16 protein-coding genes and 1 tRNA gene are annotated in these 14792 nt (G+C 71.5%); 7 read left to right on the forward strand and 10 right to left on the reverse strand.

Going from position 1 to position 14792, the window contains the following annotated elements; genetic code table 11:
• Positions 1–872: 872 nt before the first annotated feature.
• Genes ACGGAQ_RS13210 through ACGGAQ_RS13220 form a run of 3 tightly spaced genes read left to right on the forward strand, consistent with a single transcriptional unit; the run spans position 873 to position 3807 of the window.
• A complete protein-coding gene (locus ACGGAQ_RS13210) occupies positions 873–2393 on the forward strand; it encodes a replication initiator (protein ID WP_393048851.1) in 1521 nt (506 codons plus the stop codon).
• Positions 2390–2587 (forward strand): excisionase family DNA-binding protein, encoded by a 198-nt coding sequence (locus ACGGAQ_RS13215; protein ID WP_393048122.1) that lies wholly within the window; start codon positions 2390–2392, stop codon positions 2585–2587. Before ACGGAQ_RS13210 ends, ACGGAQ_RS13215 begins: the two co-directional genes overlap by 4 nt.
• On the forward strand, positions 2587–3807 hold the full coding sequence (locus tag ACGGAQ_RS13220; protein WP_393048125.1) for a tyrosine-type recombinase/integrase: 1221 nt from the start codon (positions 2587–2589) through the stop codon (positions 3805–3807). The genes ACGGAQ_RS13215 and ACGGAQ_RS13220 overlap by 1 nt, the downstream gene beginning before the upstream one ends.
• Before the next feature lie 77 nt (positions 3808–3884).
• On the opposite strand, the gene ACGGAQ_RS13225 is transcribed toward ACGGAQ_RS13220, so the two are convergent.
• Together ACGGAQ_RS13225 and ACGGAQ_RS13230 are read right to left on the reverse strand one after the other, a co-directional pair.
• Positions 3885–3956: transfer RNA gene (locus ACGGAQ_RS13225), tRNA-Val, on the reverse strand.
• A 50-nt stretch (positions 3957–4006) separates the two neighbouring features.
• Positions 4007–4585, reverse strand: coding sequence for a PGPGW domain-containing protein (locus tag ACGGAQ_RS13230; protein ID WP_393048128.1), 579 nt, complete (start codon positions 4583–4585; stop codon positions 4007–4009).
• A 273-nt stretch (positions 4586–4858) separates the two neighbouring features.
• Here ACGGAQ_RS13230 and ACGGAQ_RS13235 point away from each other — a divergent pair, with 273 nt between their 5' ends.
• Positions 4859–5290, forward strand: a complete 432-nt coding sequence (locus ACGGAQ_RS13235) for an SsgA family sporulation/cell division regulator (protein WP_007457244.1) — start codon at positions 4859–4861, stop codon at positions 5288–5290.
• A gap of 97 nt (positions 5291–5387) precedes the next feature.
• Here the strand turns inward: ACGGAQ_RS13235 and ACGGAQ_RS13240 are convergent, their stop codons facing one another.
• On the reverse strand, positions 5388–6164 hold the full coding sequence (locus ACGGAQ_RS13240) for an SDR family oxidoreductase (protein ID WP_393048132.1): 777 nt from the start codon (positions 6162–6164) through the stop codon (positions 5388–5390).
• 189 nt (positions 6165–6353) lie between these two features.
• On the opposite strand from ACGGAQ_RS13240, the gene ACGGAQ_RS13245 reads away from it, so the two are divergent.
• Together ACGGAQ_RS13245 and ACGGAQ_RS13250 are read left to right on the forward strand one after the other, a co-directional pair.
• Positions 6354–7346: a helix-turn-helix transcriptional regulator gene (locus ACGGAQ_RS13245; protein WP_393048135.1), complete on the forward strand. Its 993-nt coding sequence runs from the start codon at positions 6354–6356 to the stop codon at positions 7344–7346.
• A gap of 7 nt (positions 7347–7353) precedes the next feature.
• Entirely contained in the window at positions 7354–7809 is a 456-nt protein-coding gene (locus tag ACGGAQ_RS13250) for an Rrf2 family transcriptional regulator (RefSeq protein WP_007457237.1), read from the forward strand.
• A 6-nt stretch (positions 7810–7815) separates the two neighbouring features.
• On the opposite strand, the gene ACGGAQ_RS13255 is transcribed toward ACGGAQ_RS13250, so the two are convergent.
• From ACGGAQ_RS13255 to ACGGAQ_RS13280, 6 genes are read right to left on the reverse strand one after another with little or no spacing between them, the layout of a single operon-like run.
• Positions 7816–8427: a malonic semialdehyde reductase gene (locus ACGGAQ_RS13255; protein WP_393048138.1), complete on the reverse strand. Its 612-nt coding sequence runs from the start codon at positions 8425–8427 to the stop codon at positions 7816–7818.
• Positions 8424–8984 (reverse strand): flavin reductase family protein, encoded by a 561-nt coding sequence (locus ACGGAQ_RS13260; RefSeq protein WP_393048141.1) that lies wholly within the window; start codon positions 8982–8984, stop codon positions 8424–8426. The genes ACGGAQ_RS13255 and ACGGAQ_RS13260 overlap by 4 nt, the downstream gene beginning before the upstream one ends.
• A complete protein-coding gene (locus ACGGAQ_RS13265) occupies positions 8981–10315 on the reverse strand; it encodes an LLM class flavin-dependent oxidoreductase (RefSeq protein ID WP_393048144.1) in 1335 nt (444 codons plus the stop codon). The genes ACGGAQ_RS13260 and ACGGAQ_RS13265 overlap by 4 nt, the downstream gene beginning before the upstream one ends.
• 11 nt (positions 10316–10326) lie before the next feature.
• Positions 10327–11193: an ABC transporter permease gene (locus tag ACGGAQ_RS13270; RefSeq protein ID WP_393048148.1), complete on the reverse strand. Its 867-nt coding sequence runs from the start codon at positions 11191–11193 to the stop codon at positions 10327–10329.
• Positions 11186–12115 (reverse strand): ABC transporter ATP-binding protein, encoded by a 930-nt coding sequence (locus ACGGAQ_RS13275; RefSeq protein ID WP_393048151.1) that lies wholly within the window; start codon positions 12113–12115, stop codon positions 11186–11188. The genes ACGGAQ_RS13270 and ACGGAQ_RS13275 overlap by 8 nt, the downstream gene beginning before the upstream one ends.
• Positions 12112–13137: an ABC transporter substrate-binding protein gene (locus ACGGAQ_RS13280; protein WP_393048154.1), complete on the reverse strand. Its 1026-nt coding sequence runs from the start codon at positions 13135–13137 to the stop codon at positions 12112–12114. The genes ACGGAQ_RS13275 and ACGGAQ_RS13280 overlap by 4 nt, the downstream gene beginning before the upstream one ends.
• A 461-nt stretch (positions 13138–13598) precedes the next feature.
• Between ACGGAQ_RS13280 and ACGGAQ_RS13285 the strand changes: the two genes are divergently transcribed.
• On the forward strand, positions 13599–13778 hold the full coding sequence (locus ACGGAQ_RS13285; protein WP_007457220.1) for a DUF4236 domain-containing protein: 180 nt from the start codon (positions 13599–13601) through the stop codon (positions 13776–13778).
• A 73-nt stretch (positions 13779–13851) separates the two neighbouring features.
• On the opposite strand, the gene ACGGAQ_RS13290 is transcribed toward ACGGAQ_RS13285, so the two are convergent.
• The gene (locus ACGGAQ_RS13290; RefSeq protein WP_393048158.1) at positions 13852–14790 is read right to left on the reverse strand and encodes a hypothetical protein; all 939 of its coding nucleotides are present in this window, start codon (positions 14788–14790) and stop codon (positions 13852–13854) included.
• Between the last annotated feature and the right edge of the window lie 2 nt (positions 14791–14792).

Here is a 14792-nt window from a genome sequence, read left to right on the forward strand (position 1 = left end):
CCCGCCGGAGGCGCGGTAACCGCGACCAACCCGCCGCCGCGTCCCGCCGCGCGGACCCGGCGTGCCCTTCGCTGCGCCGCGCCGATCGGGCGCGGCCCGGCCGGCTGCCGGCCCACAAACCTCAACCACCCTCGGTGCCACCGTCAGCGGCGGCCCCCGGGCTTCCCGCTCTCCGCGCCAGCCGACGGGCGTTCTGCGTGGCCGGAGTCGGAGCGCCAGCGGAGCAACGGACGCGCGCCCAGGCGGCGGCGCGTGCGGCCCGTTTCGGGCCGCCTTGATAGACGTACAGAAAGTCCTCCCACACCGGCGGCAGCCGGACGCCCACCTCCATCCGGCGACATCACGGCGGGTTGACGTGTCGGTACCCGGTGCTAGTCTGGCGCTCGTCGAGCACGCCAGCGCGGCCCTCCTGCCGGATCGCTGGACTCGACCTCAGAGATGCCGAGCGGCCTTCCTCCGCTGATGCGGGTCACGTCCCGTCGGCTCCCTACAGCACCGTCCGGTTCTCCGAATCCACTGAGCGGCCCAGCACGGCCTCATCGCCGTCCACGATGGCCCAGATTCGCACGCCTGCACGGGTGGGGGACAGCCTGCGGCGACCGCTCGGGTACCGACACCCCAGGATCCCCACCCGTGCCGACCTTCGTCACCAGCTCAAGCGCTAGAGGACACGACCATCGGCGGGACGTGGCACCACCACGAGCCCGCCCTCCGGCGTCAGCCGCCCTCCCGGCGGTGCCAGGAGACACGACGAACACCACCAGCGGACCAACTCCACGGCTGGTGGTGCTTCGTCTCCCGTCCCTGCCACCCCCAGAGGAGAAGACCGTGTCCACCCCGCTCACCCTGCACCGGCCCGGCGTCGCCAGCGCCTGAACGCCCAAGCCCTGCACCGCGCCGCCACCCCGGAGTTCTCCGGCTGGCTTGAGCACACCGCCGCTGCCGGCGGCTGTGCCCGGCCAGTCCGACTCACTGGCACCATTGCGGCCGTCGAGACGACCACGGGCCGCATCACCGGCCAGCTCCGGACCGACGAGCTGCCCGACCAAGCGATCTACAAGGCGTGCGGCAACCGCCGCGAATCACAGTGCCCGGACTGCTCCTGGGTCTACGCCGGTGACGCCTACCAGGTCGTCCGCTGCGGCCTGACCGGCGGCAAGGGTGTACCCGACTCGGTCGGTCGACACCCGATTGTCTTCGCCACCTTCACCGCCCCGTCCTTTGGCACGGTTCATCACCGGCACGTCGCTCGCCACACCTGCGCCGCCCGGCAGCGCTGCGACTGCCGGCCCGCTCCCTGCCGCGCCAGAAGTGCCGCCGGCACCTGCCAGCACGGGCAGCCTGCGGCCTGCTTCGCTCGCCACGACGCCGACGATCTGCGGCTCGGGCAGCCGTTGTGCCTGGACTGCTACGACCACGAGCACCAGGTGGTCTGGAACCACTTCTCCGGCGAGCTGTGGCGGCGCACCAAACAGGCCATCGAACGTCACCTCGCCGCCCTCTGCGGCCGACGCGGCATCCCCTTCGTCCAGGTCGTCACCGGCTCCGGCAATGCGTGCAGGGTGCCGCCCGTGCGGGTGTCGCACGGCAAGGTCGCCGAGATGCAGAGAAGGGCAGCCGTGCACTTCCACGCCCTGCTGCGCCTCGACGGTGTCGACCCTGACACGAATGCTCTCGTTCCACCGCCGGCCGGCATCACCGTTGACGACCTGGACGCCGCAGTCCATGCCGCCGCGCGGCAGATCGTCGTCACCACACCTCCGCATCCCGACCTGCCGCGTGGCTGGGTGGTGGCCTGGGGCGAGCAGGTCGACGTGCGACGGATCAACGCCACCGACGGTGAGTTGACCGACGGCAAGGTGGCCGCCTACCTGGCCAAGTACGCCACCAAGGCCACCGAATCAACCGGGCGCTCCTTCACCCGACTCACCCCGGCCACCGTTGACGACTACGCCGATCCGGAAGGCGACCACCTCGCCCGCCTCATCGACGCCTGCTGGCACCTTGGACGACCCATTGGCACCGACACCGCCAGCGGCGCCACAACGGCCGAGCACCGTCAAGGCAGCCTTGACGCCCAACCGAGCACCTACGCCGGACTGCGCCGCTGGGCACACATGCTCGGCTTCGGCGGCCACTTCCTCACCAAGGCACGCCGCTACTCCGTCACCTTCGGCCTGCTCCGCGACTCCCGCGCCACCTACCGCCGCGACCAAGACGACGACACCCCCGGCACCATCACCCTCGGCACCCTCACCTACGCCGGCTCCGGATGGCTCACCGAAGGCGACGCACTCCTGGCCAACACCGCCGCCGCCCAACGCCGGCAGGCCAGACGCATCGGCCGGGAAGAACTCGCTCACGAGGCTTGGCTTACCGGGGCCGCCGCATGACCCATGACCTCCGCCCTCGCTGGTACTCGCCCGCCGAGGTCGCCGTCCTTCTCGGCTTCGGCATCTCCAAGGTCAAGATGAAGATCGCTACCGGCGAGCTGCGCTCTATCAAGGACGGCAAGTACCGCCGAATCCTCCCGGAGTGGGTCAACGGCAACATCCGCGAACAGGTCGAACGCCAGGAGGCCGCCTAATGCCCGGACGCACCCGAGCCAACGGCGAAGGCTCCATCTTCCCCTACCGCAACGGCTTCGCCGCCTACGTCTGGGTCACCAAGCCGGACGGCAGGCGCACCCGGAAGTACGTCTACGGCAAGACCCGCGAAGCGGTGCACGACAAGTGGATCAAGTTGCACCAGCAGGCCAAGGCCGGACCGGTGGCGACGAGCGTTCCGACGGTCGACAGCTTCCTCACCTACTGGCTCAACGAGATCGTCCAACCGAACCGGGCACCCCTGACCTACGCCACCTACGAGACGTTCGTCCGCCGCTACATCTCCCCCGGCCTCGGCGGCAAGCGACTGAACCGGCTCCAGTCGCGGGACGTGCAGACCTGGATCAACCAGGTGGCCCGTACCTGCCAGTGCTGCGCCCAGGGCAAGGACGCCGCACGGCCCAAGGAGAAACGCCGCTGCTGCGCCCTCGGCCGCTGCTGTCAGGCCGTCCCATCGGCGCGGACGGTCAGCGATATTCGGGCCGCGCTGCGGGCCGCCCTCACTCACGCCCAGGCCGAAGACCTCATCACCAAGAACCCGGCCGTGGCGGTCACCCTGGCCACCGTCCGCCGTCGACGAGGCAAGTCGTGGTCGAGCGACGAGGCGCGCAAGTTCCTCGAATCAGCCCGTGCGGACGAGGACCCGCTCTACGCCGCCTACGCCCTGGTCCTCGTCACCGGCCTACGCAAAGGCGAAGCCCTCGGCCTCACCTGGGCAGACGTCGACCTCGACGCCGGAGAGCTGTCCATCGGCCGCCAACTGCAACGCGTACGCGGGCAGCTCCTGCACCGCGACGCCAAGACTCAGGCATCCGACGCCATGCTGCCCCTGCCCGACATCTGCCTGACCGCCCTCAAGATCAGGCAACAACAACGCGATGAGGCTGAGGCGGCCGCCGGAAAGGCGTGGCACGAGACCGGACTCGTATTCACCACCCGCTACGGCACACCCATCGAGCCGCGCAACTTCCAACGGTCGTGGCAGGCAAGGTGCGAGAAGACCAACGTCACGCCGATTACCGTCCACGACGCCCGCCGCACCTGCGCCACGCTGCTGGCCGACCTCGACGTCCACCCCAGAGTCGCCATGCAGGTGCTGAGGCACGCCCGTTTCTCCGTGACGATGGAGATCTACACGCAGGTATCCAACAAGGCGACGAGAGACGCCCTCAAGCGCCTTGGCGATTCACTCGACCACTGACGCCGTTGCTGTACTTAGCTGCTGTATGACAGCAGAAAGGCCACCTCCCGAAGCCGGGAAGTGGCCTTTGACCTGCGTGGGCGATGCTGGTATCGAACCAGCGACCTCTTCGGTGTGAACGAAGCGCTCTCCCACTGAGCTAATCGCCCTCAGCGCCACTGACTCTACCCGATCGTGGAACCAGACCGGAAATCCGGGGTCAGTGCGTCGCGAGGTACTGCATCGCCTCGGCCACCACGTCGATGCCGAAGCTGAGCTTGAGTGAGAGCCAGACCACAACGCCCACGAAGACCAGGCCGACGACGCCGAGCACGAAGCGTAGCGGCAGCGACTGTCGCGTCACCCACTGTGTCCAGCCGTGCACGTGTCGGCGGGTGAAGCCGAGCAGTCGGCGGGCCCAGTGGTATTCGACGGCCCAGATGCCGAGGCCGGCGATGACCAGCAGCCAGCCCGGCCCGGGTAGCGGGATGAGAGCGATGCCGATGGTGACCACCAGCGCGCCGGCGATCGAGATGAAGATCTTGAGGGCGATCCGGCCGGTGGGGTTGGCGCGGATCAGGTCGAGGGTGGTCGAGATGCGGTCCCGCCAGCGTGGGCGTCGCGACGGCTCGCCGACGACGAGGACGCCGCCGGTACGGCCCGTGTCGGGCGTCGACCGTCCGGGTCGCTCGGGCTGCTCCATCGGCACGTCGTACCCCCGCTTTTCGGCTGCTCGGACCGCGACTTTCGGCGGACCGGACGCGGCCACCGGATCCACTGAGGATCGGTTCGTGACCATTTCACCCCCCAGTGTCGCTCGGGCCCGTCACTGCAACGGCCGACTGGACGTTACCGGAGTAAGTCGACGACTGAGCCACCCGACGCCGGGCGGAATCACGCACTGGGCAGAACCGGAAATCCTACATGAATGCTCACATTCACGCGGCCTTTCCGTCCCCCTTCCCACCACTGGGTGAAGTCAGCGTATGGCGGAGCGTAGCCAGGAGTAGCACCTGAGTATGGGAAAAGCGGGACACGCGCGTTCCGCAGCGGTGCCGGGGGGAGAACGTCCATGAGTGTCATCCGACCGACGACCGTAGAGGTCGAGACGTCGCTAAGGCTCGTCGCACCTGACGCCACCGCCTTGCCGGTGCGTGCCAGTCTGCGTTACGACCCTGCTGACCCGTATGCGGTCCATGTCCTGTTCCATGCCGAATCGGCCGGGGGTGAGGCGGTGAGCTGGTCGTTCGCGCGCGAACTTCTGGTCACCGGCTTGGACGAGCCGGCGGGCATCGGCGATGTGCGGGTCTGGCCCTGGGCCACACCGCGGGGCGACTTCGTCGCGCTGGCCCTCTCGTCACCGGACGGCAACGCCCTCTTCGAGGTGCCGCGCAGCGTCCTGGTGCGTTTCCTTCGACGGACGTACGTCGTCGTCCCGCGCGGCCGCGAGGCCGAGCACCTGGACGTCGACACGGCGGTGAACCGGCTGCTCGCCGGTCGCTGAGAAAAGCGCAACGCCAGGGCCGCGCGGATCTGCCGAGTCCGCGCGGCCCTGGCACACCCGGGGGTACGCGGGCAGCCCGAGCGGGGGTCGCCGGTGCTCAGCCGTGGGTGGTGATGCCGCCGTCGACAGGGATGACCGCGCCGGTGAGGTACGCGCCAGCCCGCGAGGAGAGGTAGATGGCGGTGCCGGCCATGTCCTCGGGGCGCCCGATGCGGCCCAGCGGCACCTGCTGCTCGATGGCGGTCCGGCTCGCCGGGTCGTTGAGGGCGAACGCCATCATCTTGCTCTCGAAGGGGCCGGGCGCGATCGCGTTGACGGTGATCTGCTCGCCGGCCAGTTGGTGGGCGAGGCTGCGGGTGAGCATGTGCACGGCCGCCTTGGTGGCCGAGTACGCGTACACCTCCATGAACGGCACCCGGATGCCGTCGATGGACCCGATGTTGATCACGCGGGCGGGGTCGTCGGCGCTGGCTGCGGCGCGCAGCGCCGGCAGCAGGGCGGTGGTGAGCCGGAAGACGGCCTTGACGTTGACCGCCCAGAGCTTGTCGAACGCGGCCTCCGGGTAGCTCTCCAGCGGAGCGCCCCAGGTGGCGCCGGCGTTGTTGACCAGCACGTCGAGACGGTCGACGCGCTCGCGGACGGCGGCGGCGAGGGCCTCGGCGCCCGCATCGGTGCCCAGGTCGGCGGGGATCGCCTCGCAGTGGCCCTCGGCGGAGAGTTCCTTGGCGACCGTCTCGCAGACGTCCGCCTTGCGGGACGAGATGATCACGCGGGCGCCGGCGCGGACGAAGCCCTGGGCGATCATCAGCCCGATCCCCCGCGACCCGCCGGTGACCAGGACCGTCTTGCCTTCGACCGAGAACAGCTGCGTCATGCCCATCCCATCGCGTGTCGGCGGGTCCGCCGGGCGGCCGGGCGGACGGCGGGCGCCAGGCGGCCACGGACCGCACAGCGCTACCGCCGGGTAACGTAGCCCGGCCGCGGGGATCGTCACAAGCCTCGGCGCCGCCGCGCACAGTGGTCGGGATGCGGTGACCTGCGGTTCGGGCTACCGTCGCAGACGATGGTCTCCACCGATCCCTCCCCCGCGCCATCGATCGGAACGGCGTCACCCGTACCCGACGAGATTTCCACGTTCGCGCTGGCCGACCTGGCCGGTGACCCCGGCTGGCGGCGGCCGGTGTTCGTCGAGCGGGAGCTGTTGATCCTCACCACCCGGGGTCACGGCGACGCCGAGCTGGACTTTCACCTGTTGCCGTGCCGACCCGGCACGCTGCTGCGGGTCCGCGCCGGTCAGGTGCTGCGCTGCGCCGGCCCACAGTTCGACGCGACGGTGGTCGGCTGGACCGCCGACGCGCTGTACGGCCTGGCCGTCGACCCGGACGCCCCGCAGACCTGGCGGCAGTTGGCCGGCGAGGACGAGGACGCGGTGATCAACGAGGTGAGCCAGTTGGCGGTGGACTGCCAGCGGCACGGCGGCGCCCCCGCCGGTCGTGCGCTGCTGCGCCACCAGCTCGCCGTGCTGCTGCTGCGGCTGACACTGCCCGGTGTGGCCCGGTCCGGGCACCGGCCGGAGGTCGAGACGTTCCAGCGGTTCTGCCGGGAGGTCGAGCACGGCTACCAGGTGACCCGGCGGGTCGAGGACTATGCCGCCGCGCTCGGCTGCTCGGTGCGGACCCTGACCCGCGCCTGCCTGGCCGTGACCGGTCGCAGCGCCAAACAGGTCATCGACGAGCGGGTCGCGTTGCAGGCCGCCCGGCTGCTCGCCGCGAGCGACGAACCGATCGCCCAGATCGGCCGTCAACTCGGTTTCACCGAGCCCACCAACTTCGGCCGGTTCTTCACCCGTGAGATCGGGGTCAGCCCGGGCGCGTTCCGCGGCGCCCGCGATCAGCCGGCCACCGGGCGGGTGGTCCGACCCCGACCGTCGGTCGAGCCGACGGGCGCCAACGGCGGGCGGTTCCGCTCCGGCACCGCTGTCGAACCGGCCAACGGCGGTCACGCCACGCGGTCCGGGAAGCCCACCGGGCCGGGCGGTGGGATCGGGCGGGCATGATGGCGGGGTGCAGATCTCCGCGCGCGGCGACTACGCGGTACGGGCGGCGCTGAGCCTCGCGACCGCGTACCCCTCGCTGTTGTCCACCCAGGCCATCGCCGCCGAGCAGGACATGCCCCGCAAGTTCCTGGAGGCGGTCCTGGCCGATCTGCGCCGGGCCGGCATCGTGCGCGCCCAGCGCGGCGCCGAGGGTGGCTACACCCTCGCCCGTCCGCCCCGCGAGGTGACCGTCGGCGCGGTGCTGCGCGCGGTGGAGGGCCCCCTCGCGGGCGTCCGCGGCCTGCGGCCGGAGGAGACCCGCTACGAGGGCGCGGCGGAGAACCTGCCCGGCCTGTGGGTGGCGGTCCGCGCCGCCGTGCGGCGGGTCGTCGACGAGGTGAGTCTCGCCGAGATCGTCAGCGGTCGGCTGCCCGCGCACGTCCGCAAGCTCACCGCCCTGCCCGACGCGTGGGAGCCGCGCTGACCCTGGTCACAGGGTGTGGATGACGTCGGCCGTGGGCAGCCGGGGCAGCCGCTCGCGCCAGGCGTCCGGGCCGGGGTGGCCGACGTTCAGCAGCAGCAGCGCCTCGTGCCGCCCGTCGGGGAAGAACTCCCGGGTCACCCCGGCGGCGTCGAACCCGGCCATCGGTCCGGCGGCCAGCCCCGCGGCGCGTACGCCCACCAGCAGATAGCCGATCTGCAGGGTGGCGTTGAAGCGGGCCTGCTCGGCGCGCGCGGCCCGGTCGGCGAGCCAGTCGCGGGCCTGCGGGCGGTGCGGGTACAGCTCGGGCAGCCGCTCGTGGAAGTCCACGTCGGCGGCGAGCACCGCCGCCAACGGCGCGCTGGCCGTCTTTGCCCGGTTGCTCGACGACACGTATGGCAGCAGCCGGGCCCGCGCCTGCGGCGAGCGCAGCAGCAGCACCCGCAGCGGCTGACCGTTGTAGGCCGTCGGCCCGTACCGGATGAGGTCGTGGATCGCCGCGACCTGGGCGTCGGTGACCGGCTCGTCGGTGAACGTGTTGGCCGTACGGGCCGCCCGGAACAGCATGTCCTGGGCGGCCCGGTCCAGCACGAGCAGGTCCGCCGCGACGGGCGCGCTCACGCCGGGACCGCTGTGGTGTAGCTACCACGGTGATGCACCAGCGGCATGCCGTCGCCGCCGTCGCCCAGGGCGAGCGGTTCGGCGATCACCAGAGTGTGGTCGCCGGCCGGGATGCGGTGCACCACCCGGCAAAACAGCCGGGCCAGCACCCCGCTCAGCAGCGGCACCCCGAACGGGCCGCGTGTCCAGTCCGGGTACGCGGCGAACCGGTCGATGCCGCTGGTGGCGAAGACCGTCGCGGCTTCCTGCTGCCCCGCGGCCAGCAGGTGGACCGCGACGTGCTCGGCGCGGGCCAGCACCGGCCAGCTCGACGACGCCACACCGAGGCAGAACGAGACGAGCGGCGGATCCAACGAGACCGAGGTGAACGAGGTGGCGGTGAACCCGGCCCGGATCGGTGCGCCGATGCCGCCCAGGCAGGCGGGGTCGGTGGAGCGGGCCACCGCGGTGACCACGGTGACGCTTGTCGCCTGCCGCCGCAGCAACGTGCGGAACAGGTTCCGGTCCACCGGTCGCAGCTCTGCCGCGTCCGTCGTCGGACGCTCCACGGTGGTCACGCCGTCACCAGGGCCGGCGCGGCGTACGAGCTGGCCGGTCGGGGCAGGCCGTAGTGCTCGCGCAGGGTCGCGCCGGTGTACTCGGTGCGGAACAGCCCTCGCGCGCGCAGCACCGGCACCACGTGGTCGACGAAGTCGGCCAGCCCTCCGGGCAGGTGCGGCGGCATGATGTTGAACCCGTCGGCGGCGCCCTGGGTGAACCACAGCTCGATCTGGTCGGCGATCTGCTCCGGGGTGCCGGCGACCACGCGGTGACCCCGACCGCCGCCGAGCCGACCGATGAGCTGCCGGACGGTGAGCTTCTCCCGGCGGGCCAGGTCGGTGACGAGCCGGTAGCGGCTCTGGTGCGCCTGCACGGTGTCGGCGTCCGGCAGGTCGGGCAGCGGGGAGTCCAGCGGCAGGCCGGTGAGGTCGATGCCGAGCATCCCGGAGAGCTGGGCGAGGGCGTAGTCGGGGACGATCAGCTCCTCCAGTTCGGCGGCGAGTGCCCGCGCCTCGGCCTCGGTGCCACCGATCACGGGCGCGATGCCGGGCAGCACCTTCACCAGGTCCGGGTCCCGGCCGGCGGCGGTGACCTGCCGACGCAGTTCGGCGTAGAAGCCCTGCCCGTCGGCGAGGGTCTGCTGGGCGGTGAAGACGGCCTCGGCGTACCGGGCGGCGAAGGCGATCCCGTCCGGCGACGAGCCGGCCTGCACGAGCAGCGGCCGGCCCTGCGGCCCGCGGGGGATGTTGAGCGGCCCGCGGACCTGGAACTCCGGCCCGCGGTGGGCCACCTCGTGCACCCGGTCGGTGTCGGCGAAGATCCCGCCGGAGGTGTCGAAGACCAGCGCGTCGTCCTCCCAGCTGTCCCAGAGCTTGATCGCCACGTCGACGAACTCGGCGGCCCGCCGGTAGCGGTCGGCGTGCGCGGGGTGGCTGTCCCGGTTGAAGTTGACCGCCTCCCGCTCCTGGGCGGAGGTGACGATGTTCCAGCCGGCCCGGCCACCGCTGAGATGATCCAGCGAGGCGAACTTGCGGGCGACGTGGAACGGCTCGTTGTAGGTGGTGGAGACAGTCGCGATGAGACCGATGTGCTCGGTCACCGCGGCCAGCGACGCGAGCAGGGTCAGCGGCTCGAAGACGGCCTGGATGTTGTGCCGGGGGTTCGGCCCGACCGAGAGCCCGTCGGCGAGGAACAGCGAGTCGAGAGTGCCGCGTTCGGCGATGCGGGCCAGCTCCTGGAAGTGCCGCACGTCGGCGACCCGGCGGGGGTCGGTGCGGGGGTGCCGCCAGGCGGCCTCGTGGTGGCCGACGCCCATCAGGAACGCGTTGAGGTGCAGGGTTCGAGGCATGGGTTTCTGTCCTATCCGGCGGAGACGTCGACGCGCCACGTGGAGAAGCGGCGTTCGAGGGCGACGAGGAGCTGGTTGACGACCAGACCGATGGCGGAGATCGTGATGATCCCGGAGTACATGTCGGGGATCGCGAAGTTGTACTGCGCGTAGTTGATGAGGTAGCCGAGGCCGGCCTTCGCGCCCACCATCTCGGCCGCGACGAGCACCAGGATCGAGTACGCCCCGGCCAGCCGGACGCCGGTGAAGATGGTCGGCACCGCCGCCGGCAGGATCACCTTCTGGAACAGCCGCAGGTGGTTGAGCCCCATCGAGCGGGCCGAGCGGATCAGCAGCGGGTCGACGCCCTTCACACCGGCGATGGTGTTGAGCAGGATCGGCCAGGAGCACGCGTACAGCACCAGGGCGATCTTCGAGGTCTCGCCCAGGCCGAGGATGAGCACGAACACCGGCAGCAGGGCCAGCGCGGCGGTGTTGCGGAACACCTCCAGCAGCGGGCTGAGCAGCTCCGCGAGGGGCCGGTACCAGCCGATCAGCAGCCCGAGCGGGATCGCGGTGAGCACGGCCAGACCCAGCCCGGCCAGCGACCGGGTCATGCTCGCGCCGACGTGCTCGGCGAGCTGCCCGCTGCGCAGCAGCTCCCACCAGGCCACCAGCACCTCCGACAGCGGCGGCAGGAAAACCCGGTCGACCAGACCGAGCCGGGGTGCGCCCTCCCAGACGGCGGCCAGCGCGACGATCGCGACGCTGCGGTGCAGCACCCTTGCGCCGAGGCCGAGCAACCGACCGGTCCAGCCGGGGGCGGCGGGCGCGGCCACCGCGTCGGGCACGGCCGGCGGGGCCGCCAGCCGGGTGGGACGTTCGACGATGTCAACCAACGCGGGCCTCCTCGGGGTCGGCCGCCGCCGGCGCCCCGCGCCGCGCGTCGGCTCCGGCGACGACGGGGGTACGACCACCGACCGCCCTGGTGTGGGCGGTGCGGCTGCCCGCGGCGCCTTCGGCGGCCTGTGCGGCGCGTACCTCGTCGCGCAGCAGCGTCCAGATCTGGTGCCGGTGGTGGCGGAACGCGTCGGTGGAGCGCACGTCCTCGACGGCGTCCCGGTCGCCGAGGTCGATGTCGATGACCTGCTTGACCCGCCCGGGTCGGGAGGTCAGCACCGCGACCCGCTGACCGAGGTGTACGGCCTCGTCGATGCCATGGGTGATGAACACGATGGTCTTGCCGGTGCGCGCCCAGATGCGCACCAGCTCGTCCTGCAACGAGTCGCGGGTCTGTGCGTCCAGCGCGGCGAACGGCTCGTCCATGAGCAGCACGTCCGGGTCGTACGCGAGGCTGCGGGCGATGGCGACCCGCTGTTTCATGCCACCGGACAGCTCGTGCGGATAGCGGTCGGCGAAGCCGCTCAGGCCCACCAGGTCCAGGTGGTACGCGATCTTCTCGGCACGTTCGGCGCGCGGCACGCCCTTGGCCTCCAGCCCGAACGCCACGTTGCCGGCGGCGGTGCGCCAGGGCAGCAGCGCGTACTGCTGGAAGACGATCCCCCGGTCCAGGCCGGGGCCGGTGACGGGCCGGCCGTCGACGAGCACCTGACCGCCGGTCGGTGCGATGAGCCCGCCGAGCAGGTCGAGCAGGGTGGACTTGCCGCAACCGCTGGGGCCGACGACGACGAGGAACTCGCCGGGGCGTACCCCGAGGGTCACCTGGTCCAGCGCGGTCACCGCGCCGGCGGTCCCACGCCGGGTGGCGCGGACCGGGAAGGATTTGCTCACCCGGTCGAAGAGGATCTTGTCGGTGCTCACGCGTTCCCTCCGTCCACGAAGGGGTTGAAGCGGTTGGTGAAGATGTCGGACGGCTTGGGCCTCTCGCCCTTCAGCTCGCCCTCGGCGGCGAGCCAGTCGATCCAGGTGCCGAACTCCTGCTCGCTGATCACCCCGCCGCGCCCGGCGACGCCGCTGCTCTTCCAGTACGCGACGAGCGACGGATCCTCGTTGCGGCCACGCTTGGCGATGATGTCGCGCATCCGGGCGACCACTGTCTCCCGGGGCTGCGTGCGGGCCCACTCGATGGCCTTGCCGACTCCGGTCACGAACGCCTTGACGGTCTCCGGGTTGCGCTTGATGAAGTCGTCGCGGAAGACGTACGTGCCGGCGCTGAACGCGCCGAGCAGTTCGTAGTCGGTGACGATGGTGCGGAGGCCACCGCCCGCGATCGCCTTGTCCCGGATGACCCCGCCGAGCACCGCGACGTCGATCTGCTTCTTCCGCAGCGACTGCTCGGTGTTGACCGGCGGCAGGGCGACCAGCTCGACCTGCTTGACCTCGGCGGGGGTGAGCCCGCCGCGAGACAGCCAGGTCTTGAGCACCGCCTCGGCGTGGGCGCCGAGAGTGTTCATGCCGACCTTCTTGCCGATCAGGTCACGAGGGTTGCGGATCGGGCTGTTGTCGAGAACGTAGTAGCCCTGGAAGGTCTGCGCGTCCGAGCCGTAGTAGCTGACGACTGCGGTGATCGGCGCGTTGGCGGCGGCGAGTTTGACGATCGCGCCGTTGAACGCGCCGCCGAAGTCGCTCTGCCCGGTGGCGGTGGCCTGGATGTCCTGCGGACCGCCGGTGACGTTGCCGATCCAGGTGAGCTTCACGTCGCCGAGGTAGCCGAGGTCGGCGGCGAGTTCGGGGAGGGTGACCTGGCCGACCGAGCCCTGGTAGCGCAGCTCGGTGGCCTGCCCGGCCTCGGCGTCACCGCCGCAGCCGGCCACGCCGGTGAGCAGGGTCAACGCGGCGGCGGCCGCGAGGCTCCGCAGAAGGGCACGACGGGGTGGGGACATGGGAGGTCTCCTGATCTGTCCACGATGGGAGCGGGGTACGCCCGGATGCGAGGCGTGGAGCCACGCCGCTCCGCGGTGAGCGGGCGAGCGGTGAGAGTGCGGCGACGGAGCCGAGCCGGGGAGAACCGGTCAGCTCAACAGAGCGCGCTCGCGTGCCGGACCAGGTCGACGTGCACGCAAGCGATGAGGAGGAGCTCATCCCGCTGCGACATGACCTCATGCTGCCGCCGGTGGGAGCGACCGGTCAACGGTCTTCCAGAAGGTGAGACTTTCATCGCTGGCGATGTTACGAAGCGCCCCTAGCTGCGTTTACCGCCGCGCAACACCTATCTGTTGGATAGGGATTGTCGGGTCGCGCCGCGCCACCGTCCACCCGGGACGACGAGGGGGTTTCGGAATTCGCCCGTCCGGGAATGTTCGATCTCGACACGGCAGGGAACGGTGACGAGGGGAGACCTCCGATGGGCCTCATGTTTCGCAAGCGCAAGAAGATCGGTCCGCTGATCCTGAACTTCACCGAGAACGGCTTCTCCTCGTGGAGCATCAAGATCGGCCGCTGGTCCTGGAACTCGAAGGCCCGGGCACACCGCGTCGACCTGCCGGGTCCGCTGTCCTGGAAGCAGGACAAGTCCCGGTCGTAGCGTCCCGGGAGTCGAGCGGGGTGCCGGTGATTCACCGGCACCCCGCTCGGCGTCCACCCGCCCCACCCTCACCTCAGCGCGTGGGCGTGATGATCTCGTCGCCGGCGAGGCGGCCGCTGTCGCGCTCGCGGCGTACGTCGCCAGTCTCGACCAGGTTGGTGAGCGCGCGGTTGGCGTCCGCGGCACGGTAGACGGTCGCGGTGAGGGTGTGCCGGCGCAGCTCGGTGACCGGCCGCGGCCCGCCCCGGCGCAGCTCGGCCAGCAGCTCCCCGGCCAGCGGTTCCAGGGCCGGGTCCCCGGCCACGTCCACCGGCGGGGCCGTCGGGTCGGCGGGGTCGCGGTAGCGCACACCGAGTTCCGCGCCGACCGTCCAGAGCGCGTCACGGAGCGCCTCCAGACTCCGGTCCGAACGACTGCCGAACGCGACCACGCCAGCCGCCGCGTCACCCCTCGCGCCGGCCGGAGCTGTCGTGTCAGCCGGACCCGTCGCGTCGGTTGGCAGCACCGGCGCCACCTCGGCGACCAGCGGGAACCCGGCGGCGACGAGGGCCGCACGGGTGACGCCCCCGGCGTGCAGCAGCACCTCGCCGGTGCGGCCGTTGGCGGCGGCGCCGAGCAGGTGCGGGGGCACCTCGCCGGGCAGGTCCAGGAAGCAGAACAGCGGCGATCCGGCCGCGCCGGCCGCCTTCACCGCCACCGGCAGCCGGTCCGGACCGCCGGGCAGCAGGTGCACGGTCACCTCGGCAGGCAACTCCGCCTCGATCGGCCCGAGCCGGGCCGGCAGGTCGGCGGCGCCGTCGGCCAGCACCAGCACCGTCACCTGTCGACCGCGCACCTGGGCGGCGTGGCCGGCGACCACCCGCAGCACCGCCTCCGCTGCGCCGCCGTCGGCGCCGGCCCAGGCCAGCGCGATGGTTGCCCGCCGGGAGCGGTGCAGGGCGGCGGGCAGCCAGGTTGTCACCTGGCGGACCAGCAGCTCACGGAGGAAGTCGGTGGTCCGGTTGGTTGGCATCG

Source organism: Micromonospora sp. NPDC047557, from assembly GCF_043205095.1.
In the GTDB taxonomy this organism is placed as follows: Bacteria; Actinomycetota; Actinomycetes; order Mycobacteriales; family Micromonosporaceae; genus Micromonospora.